Source organism: Lelliottia sp. EB106-05-01-XG201 (assembly GCF_058791735.1).
In genome coordinates this window covers 3616797-3629009 of record NZ_JBYTDV010000001.1, presented here as the reverse complement: position 1 = coordinate 3629009, position 12213 = coordinate 3616797, and the positions used below count along the sequence as shown (strand labels likewise).

The following is a 12213-nucleotide window of genomic DNA, read 5'->3' as shown; positions in this document are numbered from 1 at the left end:
CACCCGAAATTTCATACTTTCCCCGCAACACCCCTCTCTATAATTTGGGAAATGTTTCAGAATGTTCCCAAAAATTATGATTGACGAAAACTTTTACAATAAAAACGTCACGCGAGAAGAGTGGCAGCAGGGCCTTTCTCAGGATGACCATCACCGTTCCGGTATCCGGTTTGCGCGGCGCGTTCGACTGCCGCGTATCTTCGGGCTGGCGGCCATGTTTTTCCCGATCGCCGGGGCGCTGGTGGCGCAAGCTCCGCCTGGAGGCTGGTGGTTACTGCTGGTCGGATGGGCGTTCGTCTGGCCGCATCTGGCCTGGCAGCTGGCTTATCGCGCCGCCGATCCGCGCGTCAGTGAGATGAACAATCTCAAGGCCGATGCCATAGTCGCAGGCGTCTGGATTGGCCTGACAGGGGTGAATGTGCTGCCCACCGCGGCACTCATCATCCTCATCGGCATGAATACGATGGGGGCGGGCGGGATCCGGTTGTTCACTGCTGGTGCAATCATGATGACGATTGCAGCCCTGGTGACGCTACAGCTCACCGGCGTCTCTCCTGGCTTTACGCTTACCCCGCTGGAACTCTGGCTGGCGTTGCCGGTGATGGTGCTCTATCCGCTGTTTTTTGCCTGGGTGAGCTACCAGACGGCGATTCGGCTGGCAGAGCACAAGCGCCGCCTGGAGTTGATGAGCACCCGCGATGGCATGACCGGGGTGTTCAACCGCCGCCACTGGGAGATCCTGTTACGCAATGAGTACGACACCTGTCGGCGCGCTCATCGCGAAGCGGCGATCCTGATTATCGATATCGATCATTTCAAGAGTATCAACGACACCTGGGGCCACGACGTGGGCGACGAGGCGATTATCGCCGTCACGCGACAGCTGCAGTTGACCCTGCGCGCCGGGGATATGATTGGGCGCTTCGGCGGAGATGAGTTTGCGGTGATCATGAGCGGCACGCCAGCGGAAAGTGCCATCGCGGCGATGTCTCGTGTGCATGAGCGGCTGGCGGTCTTAACGCTGCCCTGCGCGCCGCAGGTGCGACTGCGGATCAGCGTCGGGGTGGCCCCTCTGACGGAAGAGTTTTGTCACTATCGGGAGTGGTTAAAAGCGGCGGATGTGGCGTTGTACAAAGCGAAAAATGCCGGACGCAACCGCACCGAAGTGGCGGCCTGACGCCCGGCGCGCTTCATCAGGACTTACTGAGTTGCTCTGATTTTTTCATGCACTTGTTCATCGCTTCAATCACCGCCGAGCGGAATCCACGCTCTTCCAGAACGCGCACGGCTTCGATGGTGGTGCCGCCCGGTGAACAGACCATATCTTTCAGTTCGCCCGGATGTTTGCCCGTTTCCAGCACCATTTTCGCGGAGCCCATCACCGCCTGGGCGGCAAATTTATAGGCCTGCGCGCGCGGCATTCCGCCGAGCACCGCGGCATCGGCCATCGCTTCGATAAACATGAAGACATACGCGGGCGCAGAGCCGCTGACGCCCACCACCGGATGAATCATCGCTTCGGCAATCACTTCGGCTTCGCCAAAGCAGCGGAAAATGTTCAGCACGTCGGCCACGTCCTCCGGTGTCACCAGCGCGTTCGGCGTGACGGAAGTCATCCCCGCATTGACCAGCGACGGGGTGTTTGGCATGGCGCGGACAATTTTGCGATCGTGGCCGAGGGCGCGCGCGAGCTGATCGAGGGTCACGCCCGCGGCGATGGAGACCACCAGGGTCTCTTTGTTCAGGCTGGAGGTGATGTCGCTCAGAACCTTGATCATGATGTTAGGTTTGACGGCACCAAAGACGATATCCGCAATCTGGGCAACTTCCTGCGCGCTTTCGGCAGCGTTAATTCCGTATTCATCACGCAGCGCGGCGACTTTATCCGGTGACGGGGTGTAGACCCAAATCTGCCCTGGCAACACCTGGCCGCTGGCGATCAGACCGCCGAGAATGGCTTTTCCCATATTGCCGCAGCCGATAAAACCGATTTTTTTGTCCATCACGTCTCTCCGTTATGATGCGTTGTGAGTTCTGATTTATAGCTTAACAACGAAAAGCAGGCGACAATAGCCACCAATGTCATCCAGGGGAGAAACTATGGCGATTTGGGTGGATGCGGATGCGTGTCCGAATGTCATTAAAGAGATTTTATTCCGCGCGGCCGAGCGTGTGCAGATGCCGTTGACGCTGGTTGCAAACCAGAATTTGCGCATTCCGCCGTCGAAATTTATTCGTTCAATGCGCGTTCCGGCCGGGTTCGACGTGGCGGATAACGAAATTGTGCGCCTGTGCAGCCCTGAAGATTTGGTGATCACCGCCGATATTCCTCTCGCAGCAGAAGTGCTGGAGAAAGGCGCAGCGGCGCTGAATCCGCGCGGTGAACGTTACTCGCCCTCCACGATCCGCCAAAAACTGACGATGCGCGATTTTATGGATACCCTGCGCGCGAGCGGTGTGCAGACCGGCGGGCCGGATTCGCTATCGCAACGTGACCGCCAGCAGTTCGCCGCTGAGCTGGATAAGTGGCTGCTGGAAGTGAAGCGCCGCAACGCGTAATGATAAGCATTGCTGATTTATGGTATAGTGTGGCAACCGCAGGGTTGTCATCGCCTGATGCTTTGCAGTAAAGTTGACGCACCCGCTTATGCAATGATTTCTTTACAGAGACTGCGCGCTAAACTCACTCATCACGCTCTCTGTCATGCAAACATATTCTTGTTGTAATCCAATTTTTACAGTTACCTTGCGTACTAGTTTAATGGTATTATTGCTCGTTTTTTGACATCACACGCCGCAACCTCGCGGTATCAAGGGGAACACCAGGCTATGACCCAACCCATCTTTTTAGTTGGCCCCCGTGGCTGCGGAAAAACAACCGTAGGCCTCGAACTGGCGCGCGTGAGTGACAGCCAGTTTGTCGATACCGATCACTGGCTGCAAACGCACGCTCGTCAGACCATCGCGGAGATCGTCGAAAAAGAAGGCTGGGAGAGTTTCCGCACGCGTGAGTCTGAAACTCTGGAAGCTGTCACCGCGCCTTCGACCATTGTCGCCACCGGCGGCGGAATTATTCTTGCAGAGCGTAATCGCCAGTTTATGCGCGAGAAAGGGATTGTGATTTACCTGTGCGCGCCAGTTTCTACGCTGGTAGAGCGCCTGGAAGCCTTCCCGGAAGAGGGTCAGCGCCCGACACTCACCGGAAAGCCCATCAGCGAAGAGGTGAGCGAAATTCTCGCCGAGCGCGACGCTCTGTACCGCGAAGCGGCGCACCACGTGATCGGCGCTTCGCTCTCGCCGGAACAGGTCGTAAATCAGATTGTTACCGCCCTGCGTCTGGCTTGCGCCAGCTAACTGGCGTCTATACTCATAGTTTAGCCCTCGTAAAAAGGATGAACTATGCCAACCAGACCGCCATACCCACGCGAAGCACGCATTGTCACTGTTGAAAAAGGCACCGGTACCCAAACCGTGACCTGGTATCAATTGCGTGCGGATCATCCCAAACCCGACTCCCTGATCAGCGAACACGAAAGCGAGCAGGAAGCCCTGGATGCCAAACGCCGCTACGAAGATCCCGATAAGTCCTGATACAAATCTGAAATCCACCATAACCGTGTCTGAATCACACTTTTAACTCAACGATAATGTTAAGTGAGGGTTAATATTTAGTTATTACAGTGGGATTCAGAACGGGCGTTCGATCTTTACATTTCGGTGTGGAGATATGCTGCTACGCTTTTGTCCTGTTTAAGCTGAAACAAGAACCGCGCAGCGTATTGAGCTTGTGCCTGTATTATCGCAGTGGTAGTGAAGAAAGGCGAAAAAGATGAAGGCAACATTGGCGATCCTCACCATCGGAGTGGTCCCTGTCAGCGAAGTTTTACCGCTCCTGACGGAGCATGTCTCTGAACAACAAATCACCCATCTGAGCCTGCTGGGCAAGATGAGTCGGGAAGAGGTCATGGAAGACTACGCACCCGTCGCCGATGAGGTGACGCTGCCGACATTGTTAAGCGACGGTAAACTAGCGCACGTTTCACATCACAAAATCGAACGTGCATTACAGGGTGTCATTGAAGTGCTCGATAACCAGGGATACGACGTGATCCTGTTGATGAGCACCGCTCCGATTTCCGGTCTTATGGCACGAAATTCTATCCTCCTTGAACCGATGCGAATCATTCCTCCGCTGGTGGCCTCGATTGTGGACGGGCATCAGGTCGGGGTGATTGTGCCGATTGAAGAACTTCTCGCTAATCAGATCGCCAAATGGAAAGTTCTGCAACGCACGCCGCTGTTTGCGCTGGCGAATCCGATTTGGGACAGCGAAGCCAAACTGATTTCAGCGGGGCGTGAACTGCTGGAGCAGGGCGCGGACGTCTTGATGCTGGATTGCCTCGGTTTTCACCAGCATCACCGCGATCTCCTGCAAAAAGCGCTCGATGTGCCGGTGCTGCTCTCAAACGTACTGGTCACGCGCCTGGCGTCTGAATTACTGGCCTGATGATTTTGCGTGACAGGCACGGAGGCTGGCCCCTATAGTGGATTTTTATCCAAAGACATAAGGGCCAGTTCATGCTTCAAAGTAACGAATACTTTTCCGGTAAAGTGAAATCCATTGGTTTTACCAGCAGCAGTACTGGCCGTGCCAGTGTCGGCGTGATGGCTGAAGGGGAATACACCTTTGGTACCGCAGAGGCTGAAGAGATGACGGTCGTCAGTGGCGCGCTGAACGTGCTGTTGCCTGGCGAAACCGAGTGGAAGGTGTACTCTGCTGGAGAAGTTTTCAACGTCCCTGGCCACAGCGAATTTAACCTGCAGGTTGCCGAGCCGACTTCTTATCTGTGTCGTTATCTGAAATAAAAAAAGGCCGGGTAGCGTTAACGCTCACCCGGCCTTTTTCTTCACGGTTTAGCGCTGCGCTTCGCCGCCTAAACCTTCCACCAGATTCTGAATCAACGCCGCCAGTTCACCCGTCATCAGGATAAAGTCCGCGTCAAAACGCTGGGCAAAATCTTCGCGATCGATATCTTCGTTCTGATCGCGCAACTCATCGCAGAACTTCAGACGTTTAATCGAACCGTCGTCGCACATCACGAACTGAATGCGCTGCTGCCAGTCGAGGGCCAGCTTGGTCACCAGTTTGCCCGCTTCGATATGGACCGCGATCTCGTCGCAGACCAGATCCTGTTTCTTCGCGCGGATCACGCCGCCATCTTCGAGCATCGCTTTAAGCTCGGCTTCATCCAGCAGCTGGAACCCTTGCGCCGGGCTGCCGCTGCGAACCCATTCGGTCAGCGTCAGTTCGATCGGATTTTCCATCGCCAGCGGAACCACCGGCAGCGAGCCCAGGCTCTTACGCAGCAGAGCCAGCGTATCTTCGGCTTTCTTGGCGCTGGCGCAGTCCACCATGATCAGACCGTTGACGGTGTCGATCCACATCATGGTCTGGCTGAAACGGCTAAAGGCGCGCGGCAGCAGGGAGTGCAGCACTTCGTCCTTCAGGGAATCTTTTTCGGTTTTTTTCAGCTTGCGGCCCTGTTCAGCCTCGAGCTTGAAGATTTTCGCTTCCAGCGCCTGCTTCACCACCGGTGACGGCAGGATTTTCTGTTCCTGACGCGCGCAAAGAATGATTTGACCATTGGTTGTCGAGTGGGTCAGCGCATCGCTTTGAGAACCCATCGGAGAAACCCAACCGGTTTTTGCCATATCCTGGCTACCGCATGGGGTAAAGGTGTAAGCGGCTAACTGTTTTTCCATCTCTTCCGCACGCAGCGAAACGTCGCGGCTGAGACGGTAAACCATCAAATTTTTGAACCACAGCATGATAATTTCCACGGCCTTGTCGTTAAATCAGCGGGCATGATAACGAATTGTGGCAGCGCTTGCATTGCTAATCGGGTAGCCTGCTTCTACTCTGTTGATAATCAAAATAATGAGGAGAGTCCTGTGCGTATTGGTATTGATTTGGGCGGCACCAAAACAGAAGTCATTGCACTAAGCGATCGCGGCGAGCAGCTCTTTCGCCACCGCCTGCCGACACCGCGCGACGACTACCAGCAGACTATCGAAACCATCGCCCAACTGGTGGAGATGGCAGAAAAAGCCACAGGGCAGACCGGCTCGGTCGGGATGGGGATTCCTGGCTCGATTTCGCCGTACACCGGCGTGGTGAAAAATGCCAACTCGACGTGGCTCAACGGACAACCGTTTGATAAAGATTTGAGCGCGCGCCTGAACCGTGAAGTGCGGCTGGCGAACGACGCCAACTGCCTGGCGGTCTCGGAAGCGATCGACGGCGCGGCAGCGGGCGCACAGACCGTGTTTGCGGTGATCATCGGCACCGGCTGCGGCGCGGGCGTGGCGTTCAACGGTCGCGCGCACATCGGCGGCAACGGCACGGCGGGCGAGTGGGGGCACAACCCCTTACCCTGGATGGACGAAGACGAACTCAAATACCGCGCCGAAGTGCCGTGCTACTGCGGGAAACAGGGCTGCATCGAAACCTTTATCTCCGGGACCGGTTTCGCCACCGACTACCATCGCCTGAGCGGAAAGCCTCTCAAAGGCAACGAGATTATGCGTCTGGTGGAAGAGCAGGACGCCGTGGCCGAGCTGGCGCTGAGTCGCTACGAAATGCGCCTGGCAAAATCTCTGGCACACGTGGTGAACATTCTCGACCCGGATGTGATCGTGCTGGGGGGCGGCATGAGCAACGTCGACCGGATTTACACCACGGTTCCGCAGCTGGTGAAACAGTGGGTGTTCGGCGGAGAGTGCGAAACGCCGATCCGCAAAGCGGTGCACGGCGATTCCAGCGGCGTACGCGGTGCGGCATGGTTGTGGCCGCAGTAGGTAAAATGCCCCGAGCGCGTTTGCTGCCGGGTGTCGGCTCCGCCTTACCCGGCCTACAAAACAGTTAATATCCGCACGAACGGTCTCCTCTCCCTTTCAGGGAGAGGGTTAGGGTGAGGGTCCCAGCCCGCACCTACTCCACCGCAAACTCCCGATCCAACTTGCTATACCCCAGCCCGTTAATTTTCTTCACTTTAATCTGCACCGGAATGCGCTCTTTCATCGCCTCAACGTGGCTGATCACGCCGATGGTTTTGCCCGTCGCGTTCAGGGCATCCAGCGCGTCCAGCGCCGTATCCAGCGTCTCGCTGTCAAGGGTGCCGAATCCTTCATCAAGGAACAGCGAATCAATCCGCGTTTTATGGCTGACGAGGTCAGAGAGCGCCAGCGCCAGAGCAAGGCTTACGAGGAAACTTTCCCCGCCGGAGAGAGTTCGCGTATCGCGCACCGCGTCGGCCTGCCAGGTATCGACCACTTCCAGCTCCAGCGCGTCGCTGGCTTTGCGTTGCAGCAGATAGCGCCCGTGCAGACGGTTCAGCTGTTGGTTCGCCAGCCATACCAGATTGTCGAGGGTCAGCCCCTGGGCAAATTTGCGGAAGCGATCGCCGGTGCTGGAGCCAATGAGCGAGTTCAGATATCCCCAGTCGTCCGCCAGACGCGCGGCGTCTTCGATTTGCTGCATCAAACCCTGCTGATGAAGACGGTTGTCGCTGTCCTGCTTGAGCTGCTGGCGGATCTCACCCTGACGCGTGGTGTTTTCGCGCAGTTGATGCGCCAGTCGCTGTAATTGTTCCTGAAACTTTTGCACATCCAGATCCTCCGGAAGTGCTTCCGGCTGCCGTCCCTGGTGTTCCAGGAACTGCTGATCCGCCTGTGCGGCCAGCGCGGAAGATTGCTGGAGCTGCTGTTCCAGCGTGTGCCGGAGCTGCTCCAGCTTGCGCACGGTGTCGCCATCGAGCAGCGCTGCGAGGAACGCTTCTTCACTGGCAAAACTGCTCTCCTGAAGCGCGGCAGCAAACTGAGTTTGCTGCTGGGCCAGCCGTTCGCGGTCGCTCTGCTCCTGCTGTTGCAGGGTGGTGAGCTGGCTTTGCAGGGAGATACAGTCGCTGTGGATCTCACGCCAGTTGTCCGGTACCGGCTCGGCTGCGGTTTCCTCTTCCGATGGCGGAAGGGTTTCAAGCAGCGGTTTCAGTGCGTTGATACGTTCCTGAAGTGCCGAGAGTTGCTTCTGTTTTTCCTGCCAGTCGTGAGCTTCGCTTTCGCGCTGCATCAGCCACGCGTTTTCCTCGCCGTCTTCTGGGGTGTTCAGTCCGAGCGGGGTTAACGTGCTCAGCAACGACTGGCGCTGCGCCTCGATCTGCTGCCCAAGCTGTTGAACCTGCTGTTCCAGCTCGTTGAGCTGATTTTGCAGCACCTGGCGCTGGCTGAGCTGATACAGCTGGCGCTCGTACTGCTCCTGCTCATCCAGCCAGGCGGCGATATCGTCCTGAATCGTCAGGCTGACGTTCAGGGAGGCGCACACCGTCTGCCACTCTTGAGTGAGCGCTTGCTCCTCCTGGGTGAGCGTCAGGGTTTCTGCGGCGTCGCGCTCGCGCTGGGCGACCAGAGCATTCAACTGCCCGCGCACCAGCTGTCCCTCTTCTTCGAGGCGCTTCACTTCGGCATGCAGTTCGTCGCGGCGACGCTGGTTGGCGCTGAGCTCCAGGGCCTGATACTGCGCCACGGCAGGGTGTTCCGTTGCGCCGCACAGCGGGCAGGGTTTTCCCGCTTCCAGGCTGGCGCGATGCGCTTCCAGACCCTTGATTAATGCTTCCTGCTCGCACAGGGTTTTCAGATCCAGGTAGTGCTGGTTTTTCTCTTTGTACTGCTGACGGCGTGCGGCCAGGGTTTGCTCTAGCCCTGTCTGGGTAGCCTGATCTTTTTCCTGCGCGTCACGTGTCTGTTTCAGCCGTTTTTGCAGAGGCTGATAGCGGGCCTGTAGCGTCGCCAGACGTTGACACGCCGGGCGATATTGCACCTGCTGCTCGAGCGCCTGCGCCGTCTCATCCGCAGACAACGTCAGGGAGCTCGGCGGCAGCGCGGCCAGTTTTTGCTGGAACTCAGCAAGGCGCTGACTCAGGGTTGCGGATTGTGATTTGTCCCGCTGCTGCTGAGCAAACAGCGCCCGCCAGCCTCCGATGTGCTGGCTCCACTGTTCGAAGCGACGATGTTCCTCCAGCCAGAGGGCGACCTCTTTGTGTCGGGACTGGAGCTGCGCGTCATCCCGCATTGCGCCGTTGCGGATCCGCGCCCGCTGGGCTTTGCGCGACAGTAAGCGAGTATTTACTTCAGTAATCTGCTGCCGGGTGCGGGTGAGCGTGGCGGCCTGCTCCTGCTGTCGGTCCCAGAGCGGTCGCAGGGTCAGCGCAGGCTGTGCCTGCTGCAGTTTTGCCAGCTCAGGCTGGGCGTCGGTTTGCGCCTGGATGGCCTGCTGATGCGCGGAATGGGCACGCTGCTGTTCGCGTAAGAGCTCATCGCGGCGCGTCAGCCATTGATGCTGTGCCTGACGTTGTTGCTGCTCGTTCAGCAGCGTTTTCTCTTCGTCAGTCAGTGCTTGCAAACCCTGTTGCAGCTGCTGTTGCTGCTCTTCGCTCAGGAGTACCACGCCTGCGGCCTGGGCTTCACGCATCTCCAGTTCGGTTCGCGCCGTTTTGTGCTTCTCAAACACCATGGCGGAGATTTGGCCGTAGATTTCCGTGCCGGTCAGCTCTTCCAGAAGCTCAGCGCGCTCTTTCGGTTTGGCGTTCAAAAACGCCGCAAACTGGCCCTGGGACAGCAGCATTGAGCGGGTAAAACGGCCATAATCCAGACCGGTCAGAGAGGCGGTGAGATCGAGTTTATCTTTCACCTTATCGGCGAGAATTTTGCCGTCTTCGCACTGGGCCAGCTCCACGCGCGGTGCCTGTAAGTTCCCGTCCGGCTGGTTGCGGGCGCGGTTCTGGCTCCAGAATGCGCGATAGGCCACGCCTTTAACCTCAAATTCTACCTCGGCCAGGCACTCTGCCGTGTCGCGGGTCATCAGATCGTTTTGCGACTGCGACACCGTGTTCAGGCGCGGCGTCTCGTGATACAGCGCGAGGCAGATGGCGTCGAGCAGGGTGGTTTTGCCCGCCCCGGTCGCGCCGGTGATGGCGAACAACCCGTTGCTGGCAAAGGGTTCGGCGGTGAAGTCGATTTTCCATTCGCCCTTCAGGGAGTTGAGGTTTTTCAGACGCAGGCTGAGAATTTTCATGCGTTGTGTTCCTCGTCATGCAGCGCGTGCAGGGTATGGGTGAATAGCTCGTTAAGTCGGGCGCGCTGCGCATCGTCGATCTCCTCCTGCGCCAGGCGGCGTTCAAACACCTCTTCGACTTTTAACTCGCTGAGGGTTTCGCGTTGCGCACTTAACAGAATTTTCTCGCGCTGTTCGCGGCTGCGGCGTACCAGCAACACTTCAACCGGCAACTCTTCTGTTAGGGTCTGGATTTTGCGCTGCATGTCGTGCAGATATTCATCGGTGCTGATTTCGATATCCAGCCACACGGGCGGTGATTGTTCCACGTCGCGCCACTGTTCAAGCTGCGCGGCAATGGCGGCGAGATCGCCCTTGAGCATCGCCAGCGGCTGCGTCACCGGAACCGTGAGCGTCTCGACGGCGCTCAGTTTGCCGTCGGTAAAACTCACCAGATGGACGCTTTTGCCTTTACCGGTTTCATCAAAGCTGAGGGAGATCGGCGAGCCGCAGTAGCGAATATGCTCGCACCCGCCGATGACCTGCGCGCGGTGAATGTGCCCGAGGGCAATATAGTCAGCAGGCGGGAAGTTTTGCGCCGGGAAGGCATCCAGCGTGCCGATGTAAATCTCGCGCACCGCGTCACTTTTGCTGGCCCCAACGGTGGTCAGATGCCCGGTGGCGATGACCGGCAGCGCCGCATCACCGCGCAGTGCGCAGGCGTCGGCATATTGCTGCTGATAATAATCGGTGATCGCCTGCAAGAGATGCTGCTGCTTTTCGCCCCCGGAAAGCCCGGCCTGGCTTTGAACGATATCGCGCGGGCGCAGAAAGGGGATCGGGCAGAGCACCGCGCCCGGCGTCCCGTCGCGTTTTTTCAGGATTTGTGGGGCATGCCCGGCGTTTGCCACTACAGTGGTATTCAGAAACGCGAGAATGTCCCGGGATTCGTTGAGCGTGGCGACGGAGTCGTGGTTGCCCGCGACAATCACCAGGTGACAGCCCGTTTGCTGCAGATTCACCACGAAGCGGTTGTAGAGTTCTCGCGCATAGCTCGGCGGGGATCCGGTATCAAAAATGTCCCCGGCGACGATGATGGCGTCCACCTCCTGCGCCTGCGCGGTCTCCAGCAGCCAGTTCAGGAAGGCCTCATGTTCGGCGGCGCGACTTTTACTGTAAAAATTTTGACCCAGATGCCAGTCCGAGGTGTGAAGTATGCGCATAGCAGATCCGTATCCGTGGCAAAAAAGAGTGGAGGGGATTATAAGCTTTCAGGGACGAGAAAATAACCGCTGTAATAAAACAACAGTTTGCCATTCATGGTGGTAATGTTTTTCATAAATCTGTCATAAATCTGACGCATAATGGCGCCGCATTCCAAACTAATACATTAATAAGACAGGGCAAAGTATGGCGAGACGTATTCTGGTCGTAGAAGATGAAGCTCCGATTCGCGAAATGGTGTGCTTCGTGCTCGAACAAAATGGCTTCCAGCCGGTTGAGGCGGAAGATTATGACAGCGCGGTGAATCAACTGAACGAACCCTGGCCCGATTTGATTCTGCTTGACTGGATGTTGCCCGGCGGTTCTGGCCTGCAATTTATCAAGCACATTAAACGCGAAGCGATGACCCGCGATATCCCGGTGGTCATGCTGACGGCGCGCGGTGAAGAAGAGGATCGCGTGCGCGGTCTGGAGACCGGCGCGGATGATTACATCACCAAGCCGTTCTCGCCGAAAGAGCTGGTGGCGCGTATCAAAGCCGTGATGCGCCGTATTTCACCGATGGCGGTGGAGGAGGTGATCGAAATGCAGGGGTTAAGCCTCGATCCGACCTCACATCGGGTGATGACCGGCGAAAACCCGCTGGATATGGGCCCGACAGAATTCAAACTTTTGCACTTCTTTATGACCCACCCGGAACGTGTTTACAGCCGCGAACAGTTGCTGAATAACGTCTGGGGGACTAACGTCTATGTCGAAGACAGAACGGTAGATGTACATATTCGCCGCTTGCGTAAAGCGCTGGAACACAGCGGCCACGATCGTATGGTGCAGACGGTCCGCGGTACGGGTTATCGTTTTTCGACCCGTTTCTGAACAAT

12 protein-coding genes are annotated in these 12213 nt (G+C 57.3%); 8 read left to right on the top strand and 4 right to left on the bottom strand.

What is annotated here, in order from left to right; translation table 11 throughout:
• Positions 1–61 precede the first annotated feature (61 nt).
• Entirely contained in the window at positions 62–1177 is a 1116-nt protein-coding gene (gene adrA, locus AC3WS9_RS17025) for a diguanylate cyclase AdrA (RefSeq protein WP_492489478.1), read from the top strand.
• Between the two features lie 16 nt (positions 1178–1193).
• On the opposite strand, the gene proC is transcribed toward adrA, so the two are convergent.
• Positions 1194–2003, bottom strand: coding sequence for a pyrroline-5-carboxylate reductase (proC, locus tag AC3WS9_RS17020; protein ID WP_492489476.1), 810 nt, complete (start codon positions 2001–2003; stop codon positions 1194–1196).
• A gap of 97 nt (positions 2004–2100) precedes the next feature.
• Between proC and AC3WS9_RS17015 the strand changes: the two genes are divergently transcribed.
• From AC3WS9_RS17015 to ppnP, 5 genes are all read left to right on the top strand, one after another.
• Positions 2101–2559 (top strand): YaiI/YqxD family protein, encoded by a 459-nt coding sequence (locus tag AC3WS9_RS17015; protein WP_285145240.1) that lies wholly within the window; start codon positions 2101–2103, stop codon positions 2557–2559.
• A gap of 270 nt (positions 2560–2829) precedes the next feature.
• Positions 2830–3354: a shikimate kinase AroL gene (gene aroL, locus AC3WS9_RS17010; protein ID WP_492489475.1), complete on the top strand. Its 525-nt coding sequence runs from the start codon at positions 2830–2832 to the stop codon at positions 3352–3354.
• Between the two features lie 45 nt (positions 3355–3399).
• Positions 3400–3591, top strand: coding sequence for a protein YaiA (gene yaiA / locus AC3WS9_RS17005; protein ID WP_282492660.1), 192 nt, complete (start codon positions 3400–3402; stop codon positions 3589–3591).
• A 238-nt stretch (positions 3592–3829) separates the two neighbouring features.
• Positions 3830–4507: an AroM family protein gene (locus AC3WS9_RS17000; RefSeq protein WP_282492659.1), complete on the top strand. Its 678-nt coding sequence runs from the start codon at positions 3830–3832 to the stop codon at positions 4505–4507.
• 71 nt (positions 4508–4578) lie between these two features.
• On the top strand, positions 4579–4866 hold the full coding sequence (gene ppnP, locus AC3WS9_RS16995) for a pyrimidine/purine nucleoside phosphorylase (protein ID WP_492489472.1): 288 nt from the start codon (positions 4579–4581) through the stop codon (positions 4864–4866).
• 48 nt (positions 4867–4914) lie between these two features.
• On the opposite strand, the gene rdgC is transcribed toward ppnP, so the two are convergent.
• Entirely contained in the window at positions 4915–5829 is a 915-nt protein-coding gene (gene rdgC / locus AC3WS9_RS16990; protein WP_282492657.1) for a recombination-associated protein RdgC, read from the bottom strand.
• A gap of 123 nt (positions 5830–5952) precedes the next feature.
• Between rdgC and mak the strand changes: the two genes are divergently transcribed.
• Complete coding sequence (gene mak, locus AC3WS9_RS16985) at positions 5953–6858, top strand: fructokinase (protein WP_285153302.1); 906 nt, start codon at positions 5953–5955, stop codon at positions 6856–6858.
• Between the two features lie 133 nt (positions 6859–6991).
• Here the strand turns inward: mak and sbcC are convergent, their stop codons facing one another.
• A complete protein-coding gene (gene sbcC / locus AC3WS9_RS16980) occupies positions 6992–10129 on the bottom strand; it encodes an exonuclease subunit SbcC (RefSeq protein WP_492489469.1) in 3138 nt (1045 codons plus the stop codon).
• Positions 10126–11331: an exonuclease subunit SbcD gene (gene sbcD / locus AC3WS9_RS16975; protein ID WP_492489467.1), complete on the bottom strand. Its 1206-nt coding sequence runs from the start codon at positions 11329–11331 to the stop codon at positions 10126–10128. The genes sbcC and sbcD overlap by 4 nt, the downstream gene beginning before the upstream one ends.
• Before the next feature lie 187 nt (positions 11332–11518).
• Here sbcD and phoB point away from each other — a divergent pair, with 187 nt between their 5' ends.
• A complete protein-coding gene (phoB, locus tag AC3WS9_RS16970; protein ID WP_095280962.1) occupies positions 11519–12208 on the top strand; it encodes a phosphate response regulator transcription factor PhoB in 690 nt (229 codons plus the stop codon).
• Positions 12209–12213: the final 5 nt, after the last annotated feature.

Coding starts and splice junctions, on each gene's coding strand:
- aroL (WP_492489475.1), top strand. CDS start 2,830: ATGACCCAACCCATCTTTTTAGTTGGCCCCCGTGGCTGCGGAAAAACA.
- phoB (WP_095280962.1), top strand. CDS start 11,519: ATGGCGAGACGTATTCTGGTCGTAGAAGATGAAGCTCCGATTCGCGAA.
- sbcD (WP_492489467.1), bottom strand. CDS start 11,331: ATGCGCATACTTCACACCTCGGACTGGCATCTGGGTCAAAATTTTTAC.
- rdgC (WP_282492657.1), bottom strand. CDS start 5,829: ATGCTGTGGTTCAAAAATTTGATGGTTTACCGTCTCAGCCGCGACGTT.
- AC3WS9_RS17015 (WP_285145240.1), top strand. CDS start 2,101: ATGGCGATTTGGGTGGATGCGGATGCGTGTCCGAATGTCATTAAAGAG.
- ppnP (WP_492489472.1), top strand. CDS start 4,579: ATGCTTCAAAGTAACGAATACTTTTCCGGTAAAGTGAAATCCATTGGT.
- sbcC (WP_492489469.1), bottom strand. CDS start 10,129: ATGAAAATTCTCAGCCTGCGTCTGAAAAACCTCAACTCCCTGAAGGGC.
- adrA (WP_492489478.1), top strand. CDS start 62: ATGTTCCCAAAAATTATGATTGACGAAAACTTTTACAATAAAAACGTC.
- yaiA (WP_282492660.1), top strand. CDS start 3,400: ATGCCAACCAGACCGCCATACCCACGCGAAGCACGCATTGTCACTGTT.
- AC3WS9_RS17000 (WP_282492659.1), top strand. CDS start 3,830: ATGAAGGCAACATTGGCGATCCTCACCATCGGAGTGGTCCCTGTCAGC.
- proC (WP_492489476.1), bottom strand. CDS start 2,003: ATGGACAAAAAAATCGGTTTTATCGGCTGCGGCAATATGGGAAAAGCC.